15 protein-coding genes are annotated in these 13,740 nt (G+C 53.6%); 9 read left to right on the top strand and 6 right to left on the bottom strand.

Annotation, left to right across the window (positions count from 1 at the left end):
• Positions 1-8: 8 nt before the first annotated feature.
• Together Q8W32_RS06190 and Q8W32_RS06185 are read right to left on the bottom strand one after the other, a co-directional pair.
• Positions 9-842 (bottom strand): TRAP transporter TatT component family protein, encoded by an 834-nt coding sequence (locus tag Q8W32_RS06190; RefSeq protein ID WP_303432612.1) that lies wholly within the window; start codon positions 840-842, stop codon positions 9-11.
• A gap of 132 nt (positions 843-974) precedes the next feature.
• Positions 975-2,375, bottom strand: coding sequence for a sigma-54-dependent Fis family transcriptional regulator (locus Q8W32_RS06185; RefSeq protein WP_303432611.1), 1,401 nt, complete (start codon positions 2,373-2,375; stop codon positions 975-977).
• A gap of 275 nt (positions 2,376-2,650) precedes the next feature.
• Here Q8W32_RS06185 and Q8W32_RS06180 point away from each other — a divergent pair, with 275 nt between their 5' ends.
• From Q8W32_RS06180 to Q8W32_RS06140, 9 genes are all read left to right on the top strand, one after another.
• On the top strand, positions 2,651-3,193 hold the full coding sequence (locus tag Q8W32_RS06180) for a hypothetical protein (RefSeq protein WP_303432610.1): 543 nt from the start codon (positions 2,651-2,653) through the stop codon (positions 3,191-3,193).
• A gap of 241 nt (positions 3,194-3,434) precedes the next feature.
• Positions 3,435-5,060: a cytochrome ubiquinol oxidase subunit I gene (locus Q8W32_RS06175; protein ID WP_305414173.1), complete on the top strand. Its 1,626-nt coding sequence runs from the start codon at positions 3,435-3,437 to the stop codon at positions 5,058-5,060.
• Positions 5,061-5,066: 6 nt separating this feature from the next.
• Positions 5,067-6,206, top strand: coding sequence for a cytochrome d ubiquinol oxidase subunit II (gene cydB, locus Q8W32_RS06170; protein WP_368501372.1), 1,140 nt, complete (start codon positions 5,067-5,069; stop codon positions 6,204-6,206).
• 145 nt (positions 6,207-6,351) lie between these two features.
• Positions 6,352-6,459 (top strand): cytochrome bd-I oxidase subunit CydX, encoded by a 108-nt coding sequence (cydX, locus tag Q8W32_RS06165; RefSeq protein WP_303432607.1) that lies wholly within the window; start codon positions 6,352-6,354, stop codon positions 6,457-6,459.
• Positions 6,460-6,463: 4 nt separating this feature from the next.
• Positions 6,464-6,772, top strand: coding sequence for a cyd operon YbgE family protein (locus tag Q8W32_RS06160; protein ID WP_303605453.1), 309 nt, complete (start codon positions 6,464-6,466; stop codon positions 6,770-6,772).
• A gap of 151 nt (positions 6,773-6,923) precedes the next feature.
• The gene (locus Q8W32_RS06155) at positions 6,924-7,304 is read left to right on the top strand and encodes a rhodanese-like domain-containing protein (protein ID WP_303432605.1); all 381 of its coding nucleotides are present in this window, start codon (positions 6,924-6,926) and stop codon (positions 7,302-7,304) included.
• A gap of 102 nt (positions 7,305-7,406) precedes the next feature.
• The gene (locus tag Q8W32_RS06150; protein ID WP_305414171.1) at positions 7,407-7,982 is read left to right on the top strand and encodes a DUF3365 domain-containing protein; all 576 of its coding nucleotides are present in this window, start codon (positions 7,407-7,409) and stop codon (positions 7,980-7,982) included.
• Positions 7,983-8,144: 162 nt separating this feature from the next.
• Entirely contained in the window at positions 8,145-8,591 is a 447-nt protein-coding gene (locus Q8W32_RS06145) for an OsmC family protein (protein ID WP_303432602.1), read from the top strand.
• A gap of 277 nt (positions 8,592-8,868) precedes the next feature.
• A complete protein-coding gene (locus Q8W32_RS06140; RefSeq protein WP_305414169.1) occupies positions 8,869-9,390 on the top strand; it encodes a GAF domain-containing protein in 522 nt (173 codons plus the stop codon).
• A 42-nt stretch (positions 9,391-9,432) separates the two neighbouring features.
• Here the strand turns inward: Q8W32_RS06140 and Q8W32_RS06135 are convergent, their stop codons facing one another.
• The 4 genes from Q8W32_RS06135 to Q8W32_RS06120 form a co-directional block, all read right to left on the bottom strand.
• Positions 9,433-10,002, bottom strand: coding sequence for a peroxiredoxin (locus Q8W32_RS06135; protein ID WP_303432599.1), 570 nt, complete (start codon positions 10,000-10,002; stop codon positions 9,433-9,435).
• A gap of 110 nt (positions 10,003-10,112) precedes the next feature.
• On the bottom strand, positions 10,113-11,075 hold the full coding sequence (locus Q8W32_RS06130; RefSeq protein ID WP_303432598.1) for a helix-turn-helix domain-containing protein: 963 nt from the start codon (positions 11,073-11,075) through the stop codon (positions 10,113-10,115).
• 99 nt (positions 11,076-11,174) lie between these two features.
• Positions 11,175-12,170, bottom strand: coding sequence for an aldo/keto reductase (locus Q8W32_RS06125; RefSeq protein WP_305414167.1), 996 nt, complete (start codon positions 12,168-12,170; stop codon positions 11,175-11,177).
• Between the two features lie 113 nt (positions 12,171-12,283).
• Entirely contained in the window at positions 12,284-13,234 is a 951-nt protein-coding gene (locus Q8W32_RS06120) for a Gfo/Idh/MocA family oxidoreductase (protein ID WP_305414165.1), read from the bottom strand.
• Positions 13,235-13,740 lie beyond the last annotated feature (506 nt).

Raw genomic sequence — 13,740 nt, 5'->3', positions numbered from 1 at the left:
AAAGGCGATTATTCAAAAAAATCGGCAGATTCTGCCAACAGTTCAGTGGCCTGGCTCTGGGCCAGATGATTAATCAGGGTCAGACCTTCGGCTTCCGGGTCGGCCGCAATAGCTTCGTTGAGCAGACGGTCGTGAAGTTCCTGATCAAACATCAAGCGGGCATATTGTTTGGCGTACAGCACCTTGGCCATCAGATGTTTGCCATCACTGTATTGCAGGGCCTTTTCAAAATGCTCGCGGCCGATTTCCGGGCGGCCACCCAGAGATGGTGGCAGCTGGGTTTCCATGACGCCGAGATATACCTGCAAGGTTCCCTGGTCGTAGTCCGGCTGGATATTGGCGACCCACTGCATCAAAGCCTTGGTTTTACCCAGTTCGGCAATGGCACCCCAGTCGCTGCTGTTGGCCTGAATCCAGCCGGCCTTGGCGGCGGCATAGGCATAGAAGACGTGAATATCGTCTTCATCAAAGTGCCGGTCGAGCGCCGTCAGCATGTCGTCCTGCGGTAACTCGACGGCTTCACAGGCGTCGTCATCGTATTCACACAAGCCGCGGGTGGCGTATTCCAGTGCCTTGTCGGCCATCCGTTGTGCCTGGCTTGGGTCGCGGGAAAAGACACCCGAGTAAGCGCCATACAGCTGGGACGCAGACAGCAAGAAGTCTTCGTCATGAGGATAGGTGAGTACCAGCGCGTCGAGCAAAAGCAGATATGCCGGTGCTCCCGCGGCCACGACTTCCGGATTGTCGTTGTTCATCATCGAGCGTGAGAGGTTCTTGGGCAGGTTGCCAACCGAGCAGGCACTCAGTGCCAAAGCGGCCAGTGCAATAGTGAGTCGTTTCATAGTCACGGGTGCTTGTAAAAATTTGGCGCAATTGTACACACCTGAACGCTGGTATCTAATGAACAATAGTCATAACCGCCCTGAAGTGGTCATTATTGCAGCAAAATTCAGTGTTTTGCTGCTGCTGATGGCTCAGTCGGTTGACGAATCACTGGCGTTGTTGGTTTGACTGGCTCGGGCATTGGCCAGCTTGCGGTACAGGGTACGCTCACTGATGCCCAGTTGTTTGGCTAAACGGGTGTTGTCGCCATCAAATTGTTGGGTAATGGCAAGCAGGTAGCGGGCTTCGAGTTGGTCCAGTGGCATGGCCTGATCTGGATCGGTGGCCAGACCGGTGATCCGTTTTGTTGGTATCCGGGTGGCGGAATGGCTGGGAGTCTCCGTGGCTTCCGGTCTCAGGGCATCGGGTAACGTCAGGTGACGTGGTTCGATTTCGCGATCATCACATAATATAGTGGCTCGTTCGAGGCGGTTTCTCAGTTCGCGAATATTACCGGGAAACTGCTGTTGTTCGAGCCAGTCGCAGGCGGCAGCAGACAGTACGTGTGGCCGTTCCTGACTCAGTTGTTGCAGCAGTTTGCGGGCCAGTGGAACAATATCAGCCCGCCGTTCTGCCAGCGAGGGCAACAGAATCGGAAAGGGTGATATCCGGTAGTAGAGATCTTGCCGGAAAGTGCCGGCATCAACCATCTGGGTCAGTTGCCGATGGGTGGCACACACCAACCGGAAGTCGGCCTGTTGCAGCGTTACGCTGCCCACCGGGCGGTAGCTGCCGGTTTCGATCAGACGCAGCAGCTTGACCTGCATGGCAAGCGGAATATCCCCTACTTCATCCAGAAACAACGTTCCGCCCCGGGCGGCTTCGACCAGGCCTGGCTTGCGTTGGGTGGCTCCGGTAAAGGCGCCTTTTTCGTGACCAAACAGTTCACTTTCAAACAGGCTTTCGGTCAGACCAGAACATTCCACCGTTACAAATGGCTTGTTGGCGCGGCTGCTGTGCTGATGAATGTGTCGGGCGGCGAGCTCTTTGCCGGTGCCGGATTCACCCAGCAGCAGTACATTGATCTCGGTCGGAGCCGCTCGGCTGAGCATGGCCAGCATGTCGGTATAGGCCTGACTGAACCCCAGCATGGGCCGCGACCCTGGGGTGTCCGGAGTGCGTACGGGCGACATGATTTCAACAAAAAACTCAATCTGGCCATCGTCATTACGTACCGGGCTCAGCTCCACATCAACGTGTTCCTTGCCCTGGCAGGTGTTATGAATATGCAGGATACGCTGGCGCTGGCCGGTACGCAGACAGCCCTGTAGCGGGCAGGTTTCTCCGGCCTGGTCACAAGGGACTTTGTAGCCATGGGAGACCTCGTAGCAATGCCGACCGAGCAGGGCGCTGTTGCCGGAAAAGTGTTCCCGGTATGCCTGGTTGGCAGCACAAATACGATACTCGCGATCCATCAGAATGGCGGGAGCAGCAATGGCGTCCAGTAAAGAAGAGATACCAGGCAAGTGGTTGTAACTGCGGGGATCTGACATTGGTGTCACCAGGCTGTCAATATTGACATGATATTAGTGGATGTCGGCCATTTTGCAAAGGATTGGCAGCGGGGCAAACTGTCGCAGTGATCTTGTTAGCCACCCCTGAAACGCTGATGATAGCCGCGATTGCTGTGGCTGGTGGCAAGACTCCGGGGTTTTTAATATGAATTCTTGCTGGTGGGAACGGACTGGCCCGTGAATTGCTATTTCACCCTGATGGGGTACAGACGGATGTCTGTGGTGACAAATTCGGCGGAATTGGCAGGAAGGCTATGGCTAGAGTAAAGCAGTGGCGGGTTAACCAACAGCTTAGTTATTTATTGTTTGATCCTATTTCTCGCCGTGGTGCGCTGATTGATCCGCAACCTGCATTGGTGTCTTGCTACATCCAGACATTGGAGCAGTTGGGGGTCGCCAATGCCTATTTACTGTTTACTGGAGAAATGACCCAGATCATGAATATACCGGGTCAGATGTTGGATGCTGGCGCCCTGTCAGGCTCGGCCGCTCCAGACACACTGGCACTGGGTGAAAGCTACATCCGGGTGGTGGTGGACCCTGCGGCGCTGCGGGTTGCCTATGTGTGTGATGGACTGATTTTTAGCGGTATGTGGTGGCTTCCCGGTGGGTTACGTCCCTTTGTTGCATCTGAGCCGGAAGCTGACGTTGATAAATTGCCGCTTCTCCAACTTCCCGATGACTATGTACTGTATCCCGGCCGGGCGATCGGGTCTTTGTGTATCAGTTCGGTGGCACAGGAAAAAGCCCTGTGTTACGACCCGCTTCCGGCTTGTGCTGGCGCTCCATCGGGTTAGTACAGCTGCTTCGCTGCTGCCGGAATATCTCTGGTACTGGTGGTTGTTTGCGGGGCAGATTGATCATTGTTTTGTAAGACCGGTTTTGTCTCAGCTTGGAGATCTGCGTGATCCACAAGCTGTTTTGTTACAGTCGCTGAGCGATGGCGGAGCGTTGTATTTCCGCCAGGTTCAGTCGCTGAATTTTCGTTTCACAACACTCAACTGAACGTTCCACGGCACTGCCTTTGGAGGATCAACCATGATCAGTGAAAGTATGGTGGACTTGTCGCGGCTGCAATTTGCTATGACCGCGCTGTACCACTTTTTGTTTGTACCCCTGACGTTGGGGTTATCGTTTATTCTTGCCATCATGGAATCGGCTTATGTGATGACAGGCAAGCAGGTCTATCAGGACATGGTCAAGTTCTGGGGCAAGCTGTTTGGTATTAACTTCGCTTTGGGTGTGACGACAGGCCTGACGATGGAATTCCAGTTCGGTACCAACTGGGCTTACTACTCCCATTATGTCGGTGACATTTTTGGCGCACCGCTGGCGATTGAAGGTCTGATGGCTTTCTTCCTTGAAAGTACGTTTATCGGCCTGTTTTTCTTCGGCTGGGATCGCCTGACACGGATACAGCATATGATCGTCACCTGGCTGGTGGCACTGGGTTCGAACCTGTCGGCCTTGTGGATTCTGATTGCCAATGGCTGGATGCAAAACCCGGTCGGCGCTGAGTTCAACTACAACACCATGCGTATGGAGATGACCAGCTTTGTTGAGGTGTTGTTTAACCCGGTTGCCCAGGTCAAGTTTGTGCATACCGTGTCGGCTGGTTATGTCACCGGTGCCATGTTTGTACTGGGGATTTCCTCTTATTATTTGCTGAAAAAACGTGACCTGCCCTTTGCCCGTCGCTCGTTTGCCATTGCCTCCAGCTTTGGTTTGGCGGCCATTCTGAGTGTGATTCTGCTGGGTGATGAATCGGGTTACGAAATTGGCGATGTACAAAAAACCAAGCTGGCTGCCATTGAAGCGGAATGGGAAACCCATCCGGCTCCTGCTGCCTTTACCCTGTTTGGTTTGCCTAATGAAGAAACCATGGAGACCGACTATGCGATTCGGATTCCCTGGGTGCTGGGCCTGATTGCGACCCGATCAACGGACGAACAAGTGGTGGGTATCAAGGACCTGCTGGTCGAACACGAGGAGCGCGTGCGTAATGGTATGGGCGCTTACGACCTCTTTACGCAACTGAAAGCCGGGGATGAATCACCTGCAACCATGGCGGCATTCGATGAGGTCAAGGACGATCTGGGGTACGGCCTGCTGCTGAAAAAATATACTCCGGACGTTATTGACGCTACAGAAGACCAGATCAAGTCGGCCGCACGGGACACTATTCCGGGCGTTGCCCCCATGTTCTTTACCTTCCGTATCATGGTGGCTATTGGCTTTACCATGTTCCTGCTGGTGGCGCTGGCGTTCTGGCATTCTGCCCGTCAAACCATCGATAAGCAGACCTGGCTGCAAAAAGCCTTGTTATGGGCGATCCCATTACCTTTCCTGGCCTGTGAAATGGGTTGGTTTGTAGCGGAATACGGTCGTCAGCCCTGGTCTATTGGTGAAGTCCTGCCAACTCATTTATCCACCTCAACCCGGTCGGTTGAAGAGCTGTGGATGAGTATTGCCGGTTTTGTACTGTTCTATACCGCCTTGTTGGTTGCCGAAGTGTATCTGATGTTCAAGTTTGCCCGTCTGGGGCCATCTGCTCTGCATACTGGTCGTTATCATTTCGAGAAAGAGGCAAGTCACTCCATGACAGGCGGTACAGCAGCTGGGCCAAAAGCGCAGCCGTTGCAAGCCCGTAACGAACAGGCGTAAGGGGGAATTATGGATTACGAAGTATTGAAACTGGTGTGGTGGGTACTGATTGGCGTATTGCTGGTCGGCTTTGCTGTTACCGATGGCTTTGATATGGGGGTTGGTGCGCTGCTGCGAATCATCGGCCGTACCGATACCGAGCGCCGGGTGATGCTGAACACCATCGGGCCGCACTGGGATGGTAACCAGGTCTGGTTTATTACTGCCGGTGGGGCCATTTTTGCCGCTTGGCCTGTGGTTTATGCGGTGGCATTTTCGGGCTTTTACTGGGCAATGTTACTGGTGTTGTTTGCCATGTTTTTTCGCCCGGTCGGGTTTGAATACCGCGCCAAAGTGGATGATCCCCGCTGGCGCAGCCTGTGGGACTGGGGCCTGACCATCGGCGGTGCGGTGCCTGCCCTGGTGTTTGGTGTGGCGTTTGGCAACCTGATTCTGGGAGTGCCATTCAGTCTGGATGAGTTTATGCGTTCTACCTATACCGGTTCTTTTTGGGCCTTGCTGAATCCCTTTGGTCTGGTGGCTGGTCTGGTGAGTCTGGGAATGTTGATGATGCACGGTGGCACCTGGTTGCAAATGCGGACTGACGGAGCACTCCATGAGCGCGCCCGCCGGATTACGGTTGCGCTGGCAGTACTGGTGGCGGCGCTGTTTGCCCTCGCCGGTGTCTGGATCTGGATGGGTATTGATGGCTATGTGATCATGGATATCAAAAGCACCGCTGCGGCAGTGACCCCTCTGGATAAAGTGGTGACAACGCAAGAAGGGGCCTGGCTGAGCAACTATGGCCAGCATCCCTGGATGATGATCGCACCCTTGTTGGGTTTTGCCGGACTGGCACTGACGGTACTGATGTCGATGATGAATCGTGGTGTGATGGCTTTTGTCTCCAGCTCGCTGGCGATTACCGGCATTATTCTGACCGCTGGGTTCTCACTGTTCCCGTTCATTATGCCATCCAGTCTGGAGCCGTCTCACAGCCTGACCGTATGGGATGTGGTATCCAGTGAAATGACGCTGAATATCATGTTCTGGGTCGCCATGGTGTTTGTACCGATTGTGTTGAGCTACACCATCTGGGGCTACTACAAAATGTGGGGTCGCCTGACCAACCAGTTTATTGAAGACAACAAATACAGCACGTATTAATGAATCAAGGCTGTTGCTGGCAGTGTCCGGATCAGCCGAGCAGTGCTCGGATGATCTGGCCTGGCCACACCCGGTAAACGGAAACAGCAAAACCCAAACAGGTAGCCAGACACAGATGTCTGGCTCGCACTACGAGGAAAATAGTATGTGGTATTTTGCCTGGATTCTCGGTGTATTACTGGCCTGCTCATTTGGCCTGATAAACGCTATGTGGCTGGAGTTTTACGAAGATATGGATCGGGATGCAGAGTAAGGCAATGCCTGTTCCAGACAAACCTCCAGTGGATTATGCGGCCTACGGGCCGCTGTATGCTTTTTGGGCGCGCGGGTTATCCTTCCTGGGAGCGCTGGGACTGGCTGGATTATGGCTGGCCATGCCGCAACTGGTGGCTGTTGCACCGGATGAACAGACGCACATATTACTACCACTCGGGTTGTGGGGTATTGCGGCGGGTTTGGTTCACGGTATTGGTTATGTCCCTGTGCTGCGCATTTGGCGTTATCTATTCAGTCCTTATGCGGGTTGGCCATTGATGAGTCTCTGTGCTGGCCTGTGGCTGCTCTGAGCAGCTGGCGATGTCACGACTGATAAACCATGCTCAGATTGGGCCAGCGGGTCACACGCCAGTTGGTGACGATTGACGTTACGTGGCACACTGTCAATATAGCCATGCAGGCATGTTGTTCTGATACGATCGATCATCGAGAGGAAACCCAATGGTACTCAAAAAAGAAGATTTATTGTCTGAAGCCTCAGTGTCCGTTAACCCGGTCAACGCAGAGGAAGCTGAAGGACTGCTGGCCAATGGCGCAGTCGTGCTGGATGTACGGGAACCGGCTGAGTTCGAGATGGGCCACTTGCCGGGAGCGGTCAATGTACCGCGTGGTGTGCTGGAATTCAGGGTGGGGGATCATCCGGCGTTGACTGATAACACCGCCAGCATCTTGTTGTATTGCAAAAATGGTGGCCGCAGTACATTGGCCGCCCATACCCTGAAACGTATGGGGTTTGATCAGGTAAAAATGCTGGTGGGTGGTTTTGATGGCTGGAGTGGCGATGTCCACAAAGTGGAAATTGATCCAAGTGTTTACCGATAATTCCAGTACAACCCAGACAGCGGATTTGGTGATAACCAATCCGCTTTTTCAGGCTGATTGTATTCCTTTGTGCATATTTGGTTATTTTTGAGAGAGATAACAATGAAAAAACTATTAACGTTGACGTGTCTGGTTGGCGGCCTGGCAGGTGCGCTGGCAAGTACTGCCGTTCGTGCCGAGCAGCCTGAAGAAGGCAGCCTCAACCAGGAAGCGCGGCAGCAAGCCATGATGTTTGGCAAGCAGCTGATGCAAACCGTACAAAAAGGTATGAAGGCGGGTGGCCCAACCGAAGCGATCCATCTGTGTAATGTGGAGGCCCCTGAGATTGCTACAGCACATAGTCAGGGAGACTGGGCGGTAGGACGTACCTCATTAAAAATACGTAACCCGGACAATGCCCCGGACAGCTGGGAGCTGGCCACGCTGAAGGACTTTGACCAGCGCCTGGCTGCAGGAGAAACCCCGGCTACGCTGGAAGCCAGTACCGTTGAAAACGGCGAATATCGTTATATGAAAGCGATACCAACAGGGGCATTGTGTCTGAACTGCCATGGTTCGGCCTTGGCAGAGCCAGTACAAACCCGTCTCAGTAAACTGTATCCGCATGACAGGGCTGTGGGTTATCAGGCCGGTCAGCTACGGGGTGCATTTACTTTGCGTAAAACATTGGCCGAGTAATACCCCCGATGTGAATAACTACCCTGTTTGCAGCAATAATACCGAGGCGTTTTATGATTTGACGGCCAAGGTATCGCCTGCATCAGGGTATTGGCAGGCCGTAGGTATTGGATCAAGTAAACGCATGGATTGGACAGCCGCCTGTTTCAGGAAGGATAGAGAATGACCCAGAAGATTTCAGAACACAGCATGGATTTACACTGGCAGCGCGAAGGTGAATTTTCTCACCAGGGGTTTGAGCGCCGCCATCAACTCGACTTTGGCCATCAGGTACAGCTGGCCGCTGGCGGTGCCGGTAACGATTATGGCAGTGACCCGGAGCAAATGCTGGCAGCCTCCATGGCCAGTTGTCATATGATGACCTTCCTGGCGTTGGCCGCCAAAAAACGTCTGAACGTGGTGTCGTATGAAGACCACGCGGTTGCGGAACTGGCCCAGCGAGACGACGGTCGCTTTCATATTAGCCGTATTCTTCTGTCGCCACTGGCGGTATTTGAAGGTGATAAAATTCCCGATGCTGAAGCCATTCTGGCCATGCATCACAAAGCCCATGAACACTGCTTTATTGCCAACTCGGTACTGTGCGAGGTTGAGGTTAACCCACGCTAGCCGACGGTTGGACACGGGGTAACGCCGAACGCCGTACTCCGTCCAATAATCATTGTAACAAGCGGCTGGTCAGTAACCGGCCGCTCTGCTGAAACCGGCTTCCCTGAATAATTTGATTTAATCAACGCTGACTTGTTTGGCGTGTCTGTCTGTTTAATGGCCCTGGCTGTTACCTGGCTGCCTTGATATGAGTCAGCGGTATCGCCGGTTGCGTTGGCTAGACTGAAAACAATGGCTTTTGCCGTATTCTTTCAGCTTTCAGCCCCCGGAGACCGCTATGGCCGATAACCCAGCCTCAGAACAACACTATATCGACCCTTATCGGCAGTTATCGCCATCGCGGTCGTTTGAGGATCATGTACACCATCTCTATCGTGTCTTACGTGAGCAGTACTCTGGTATCGATCGTTTTTCTCTGGCGCGCTATCAAGCCGACACAGGTTACTTGTCCAGCCTGACCTGCGCCGGAGATGATACCCGGCTATTGGACGGTTATCAGATGTTGCTGGAAAATGTGCCATCGCTGCAATCCCTGGTCGCCAGTCCGGGTATTCGGGTGGTGGGGGATATGCGCAAGTTTCGGGTGGAAGAGTTGCCGGCACACAGTGCGGCGTTACTGGGACAGGGTTATCGTTCCAGTCTGACCATGCCGATGATGAGTGACGGTCGTTTGCTGGGGATGTTGTTTCTGAATGCTCGCACTATCAATTATTTTACCGCGCCGATGGCGTCTTATTGCACCTTGTGGGGACACTGGGTAGAGCAGTTGCTGGCGCAAGAGTCGTTGGTGGGGAACTGAGCCAGGGTCCTTTCGGCTCACACAGTGTGGCAAGTTGTTGGTTTAACGGGTTGGGCAGCTCTCTGCGCTACTGAGTTGGCCCGCTGCAAACTGTTTCAGGGTAGTCATTGGAACATGGTCGCCGGTGTCGCGGCCGTACCACGCGAGCTGGACTTCTCCTTGCTCCGAAATCAAAAAATCCGCCGGTACCAGTTTCATGTGCGGGTTGTGAATATCGCTTTTTCCTCCTTTGAGCAAGCCGCGGATCATCTGTGGCAGACGGAACAACATGGCTTTGATAAGGGCGGTGGTGGAGTGTTCGATACCATAACGTTCGTACAGCTGTAGATCGGGGTCACTGAGCAAGATAAACGGACGCGGGTTGCGAGCCACAAAACGCCGGACTTCTTCCGCTGTTGAGCTGAAGACTGCAATGATTTCAACATTGGCCTCCTGAAAAGCATTGTATTGGTTGGTGAGTTCATAAAGGCGCACATTACAAAAAGGGCAGGCGGCATCGCGAAAAAAAGCCAAGAGAATTTTTTTGCCCGAGTAATGGCTCAAGCTGACGGAGTTGCCATAAATATCTTTGGTTGAGAACTCGATAGGCGTACATGGGGCGGTGAGTTTCATAGGGGAAGCCTGTCAAATCAAGCATGAGAATAATCACTGCGTGAGTGGTTACAGGCAGCGGTCGATGGTACTTTCAGACCATCTGTTTGATCGTTCGTTCAAATGTTCGTTCAATCGGCTGATCCAGCGGACACATGAGTGCCGTCACGTTGCTCTCGAAAGGCGGTGGGTGCCAAACCCACCCGGCGGCGGAAAAAACGTGAGAAATACGCCGGGTCGTGGAATCCGAGGTCGTAGGCAATCAGAGATACCGGGACGGAGGAGTAAATCAGCATGCGCTGGGCTTCCAGAACCAGCCTGTCGTAGAGCAGATCGGTGATGTTCTTGTCGGCGATTTGTTTGCAGGTACGGCTGAGGCTGGTGGGAGTGGTGTGCAGTGCCTGGGCGTAAAATTCGACCGATTGATGCTGGCGGTAATGCCCTTCGATCAGGCTGTTGAGGTGGCGAAAGCGCTCACTATGAATGTCTTCCGGGATGTTGTCCGGGTGCTCTTCAAGCAGGCGTCCAAGTTTGAGTAACAAACCAAACAGCAACCAGGCAAACATGGATTTTTTGCCCAGGGCGTTACCCAGGTACTCTTCGGTCAGCTGCTGTACCGTCTGGTCGATAAAGGTCAGCTCTTTTGGGTGCTGGCTCAGCTGAATAATCCGGGCACTTTGCAGCAGTTCCTGCCCGAACGGAAACTGGCGGGCAAACTGGTCATCCTGAATCAACAGCCGGGAAACGGTAATCACACAGCCTTCGGTGGCTTCCCGTTCAAACTCAAAGCCATGCACGACACCGGCAGGCACCGAAACAATCACAGGGGCCTGATGATGTTCTTCCTGGCCATCAATAAAGACGCGTACCGAACCGCTGCGCACAAAAATCAGCTGGAACATGTTCGGATGGGTATGAATATTAATGGCCCAGTCGAACAGTCTGGCTCGACTGGGGATGTCCTCGATATGGACAAATTCGGGATCGCTGTCCGATGGGGCCTCACTATACAGGGTGTAGCGGGAAATGCGTTGATGGCTGCCAGCAGGTGGGCGGGCCTGATCGACTATAAGGTGTAACGGGGTGGTATTCATAAGGCGTTGTTATACATGTTTGTTATTTTTATAGCATAAGTGCCATGGCCCGAACTGGTGTTGCTGATTGCGGCATGCCATGGCGGTCATCGAAGCCACTTACTCTGCGAATTCTTCGGTATCCACTTCGACTTGCTGTGCCAGGTTATAGCGTCTGCCGCTGACCGTCTGCTGATTGATCAATTGATTCAGCTCATGGATAACATCGGCCGATAGCGAGACCGTGGCGGCTTGCAGGTTTTCTTGCATATGGGCAACACTGCGGGTACCCGGGATCGGCACAATATGATCTCCTTGCGCGCAGACCCAGGCCAGAGATAGCTGAGCTGGCGTACAGCCAACCCGTTTTGCCACTAGTCTGAATGCGTCCAGCAAGGTGAGGTTGGCGGCAAAGTTGTCTGGATGGAAGCGTGGCATATTGCGACGGATATCCTTTGGCTCCAGCGAGTCAACCTCTTGCAGGCCATCTGCCAGAAAACCACGGGCAAGGGGAGAAAAGGCCACAAATGCCGTGCCCAGTTCCCGGGTGGCCTGTAGTACGGCAATCTCGGCGTTACGGCTCCACAGTGAATACTCTGTTTGCAGTGCGGCAATCGGATGTATCGCATGGGCCCGGCGCAAGGTTGCGGCGGAGACTTCGGATAAACCGATCGCGCCGATCTTGCCCGCTTTGACCATCTCGGCCAGTGCTCCAACGGATTCTTCAATCGGCGTGTTGGGGTCAAGGCGATGCAGGTAGTAGAGGTCGATATGATCAACTTGCAAGCGGCGCAGACTGTTTTCGACCTGTTGCTGCAAGGTCGTCGGGCAGCCGTTGATTTCCTTGAGGCCGCTTTGCTCGCCAATCTGCATGCCACCTTTGGAGGCCAGGAAAATATCGTTGCGCAGTGGTTTCAGGGCTTTGCCCAGCAGCTGTTCGTTTTTGCCGCCGCCGTACAAGGTGGCGGTATCAAAATGGCGGTAGCCCATATCGAAAGCGGCGTGTAAGGCCTGGATGGCGTCGTCTTCCGGTAGTGGCACACCGTAGGCATGAGACAGGTTCATACAACCAAAACCGATGCCTGGATGATTAAATTCAGTGTTCAGCGCAGTCATAAAATACCTCGTGTCAGAAACGGAAAAACCGGCCAAGCCGGTTTCTGGAAATATCTGGATGATACATCGGCCCCTGTCTTTTCAAGCTTTCAAGGCAGAGGCCTGCTGGCTGCTCAGTCTGCGTTCAGCAGTTGCTCCAGCTGATCCAGGGTTTCCATCGCCGGCAACACTTGCGCGACGCTGGAATTTGGCTCCCGGCCTTCCTTGACCGCGGCGATAAACTCGCGATCCTGCAGTTCGATGCCGTTGTTGGAGACGGCGACACCGGACAGGTCGATCGGGTTTTCGTAACCATCGACCAGATCATCATAACGGGCGATATAGGTACCCTGGTCACAGATGTAGCGGAAGAAAGTACCAAAAGGCCCTTCGTTGTTAAACGACAGCGACAGCGTACAAATCGCGCCACTGGGGACTTTCAGGCCAATGCTCATGTCCATGGCGATACCGAGGTCGGGGTGAATCGGACCTTGCATTCCCTGGACCTTGCTGCAGGTTTCGCCTGTCTGATACTGGAACAGGTCAACCGTGTGGCAGGCGTGATGCCATAACAAATGGTCGGTCCAGGAGCGGGCCTGACCTTTGGCATTGGTGTTGGTGCGACGGAAAAAATAGGTCTGTACGTCCATTTGCTGCACGTTCAGTTCACCGGCCTGAATCTTGTTATGAATCCACTGGTGTGACGGATTAAAGCGGCGCGTCTGGCCAGACATGGCCACCAGCCCGGTACGCTGCTGGACTTCAACCAGCTTGCGCGAATCTTCAATATTGTCGGCCATGGGAATTTCGACCATGACGTGTTTGCCAGCTTCCAGGCACTGAATGGCCTGGGCGGCGTGCATACCGGTCGGGGTGGCGAGCAAGACACCGTCGATGTCGTCGCGGGCGAGGGCTTCTGCCAGGTCGGTGCAATAGTGTGGAATGCCACGTTCTTCTGCGACTTGTTTGATCACGTCAGGGCGGGTGCCGACAACGGATACGACGTCCGCGCCATCGATGTTAGCGACGGCGTCCAGGTGTTTCTGGCCAAAGGCGCCTGCGGCACCTGCAACACATAATCTCATTTTGTTCTCCTGATCGGTGTAGCGGTAGCACCGGATGCCGGTTGTTGGCCGGGTAGGTCATGTAAGGTGCCGCCGGTACCTGTTACGGCTTGTTGGCTATCAGTGAGGCTGTTATGGCCTGCTGCTGACAAGCGTACTGACGATGAACATCGAACGGTCTTGAAAAAGCCCGCCGCCGATTACCGTCTGCCACTACAGAGGCAGTGGGTCGGGTGATCGGCGGCGGGTAATGTCACAACACTCAAAACGACCAAGTTCGAGAACTTCAATCTAGCATTGGCCTTGTCTGCAGGGTAATTAATAAACCGGACGAATGATTCAATTTTGATAATGCCGTCTGACCCAACAGTGAAAATTTGTCCTGTCAGTTGTTGGTCAAGCATTGAAAAACCTGTGTTTACAGGCTTTAAAATAGTGCCAGTGGTCGGCAACAAGGTATTGGTTTTTTACACCAGGTTACTTTCATTTTCTGTATTTTATGGTGCAATCCGGCCTTTGATCAATTT

Origin of the sequence: Oceanobacter sp. 3_MG-2023 (assembly GCF_030688925.1) — a bacterium.
GTDB lineage: Bacteria > Pseudomonadota > Gammaproteobacteria > Pseudomonadales > Oceanobacteraceae > Oceanobacter.
Note: the sequence above shows the minus strand (reverse complement) of the source record. Positions and strands in the feature narration are given on the sequence as shown.

What these genes read in the sequence shown, in the direction of transcription:
- Q8W32_RS06190 (WP_303432612.1), bottom strand. Translation starts at nt 842, where the DNA reads ATGAAACGACTCACTATTGCACTGGCCGCTTTGGCACTGAGTGCCTGC.
- Q8W32_RS06185 (WP_303432611.1), bottom strand. Translation starts at nt 2,375, where the DNA reads ATGTCAGATCCCCGCAGTTACAACCACTTGCCTGGTATCTCTTCTTTA.
- Q8W32_RS06180 (WP_303432610.1), top strand. Translation starts at nt 2,651, where the DNA reads ATGGCTAGAGTAAAGCAGTGGCGGGTTAACCAACAGCTTAGTTATTTA.
- Q8W32_RS06175 (WP_305414173.1), top strand. Translation starts at nt 3,435, where the DNA reads ATGATCAGTGAAAGTATGGTGGACTTGTCGCGGCTGCAATTTGCTATG.
- cydX (WP_303432607.1), top strand. Translation starts at nt 6,352, where the DNA reads ATGTGGTATTTTGCCTGGATTCTCGGTGTATTACTGGCCTGCTCATTT.
- Q8W32_RS06160 (WP_303605453.1), top strand. Translation starts at nt 6,464, where the DNA reads ATGCCTGTTCCAGACAAACCTCCAGTGGATTATGCGGCCTACGGGCCG.
- Q8W32_RS06155 (WP_303432605.1), top strand. Translation starts at nt 6,924, where the DNA reads ATGGTACTCAAAAAAGAAGATTTATTGTCTGAAGCCTCAGTGTCCGTT.
- Q8W32_RS06150 (WP_305414171.1), top strand. Translation starts at nt 7,407, where the DNA reads ATGAAAAAACTATTAACGTTGACGTGTCTGGTTGGCGGCCTGGCAGGT.
- Q8W32_RS06145 (WP_303432602.1), top strand. Translation starts at nt 8,145, where the DNA reads ATGACCCAGAAGATTTCAGAACACAGCATGGATTTACACTGGCAGCGC.
- Q8W32_RS06140 (WP_305414169.1), top strand. Translation starts at nt 8,869, where the DNA reads ATGGCCGATAACCCAGCCTCAGAACAACACTATATCGACCCTTATCGG.
- Q8W32_RS06135 (WP_303432599.1), bottom strand. Translation starts at nt 10,002, where the DNA reads ATGAAACTCACCGCCCCATGTACGCCTATCGAGTTCTCAACCAAAGAT.
- Q8W32_RS06130 (WP_303432598.1), bottom strand. Translation starts at nt 11,075, where the DNA reads ATGAATACCACCCCGTTACACCTTATAGTCGATCAGGCCCGCCCACCT.
- Q8W32_RS06125 (WP_305414167.1), bottom strand. Translation starts at nt 12,170, where the DNA reads ATGACTGCGCTGAACACTGAATTTAATCATCCAGGCATCGGTTTTGGT.
- Q8W32_RS06120 (WP_305414165.1), bottom strand. Translation starts at nt 13,234, where the DNA reads ATGAGATTATGTGTTGCAGGTGCCGCAGGCGCCTTTGGCCAGAAACAC.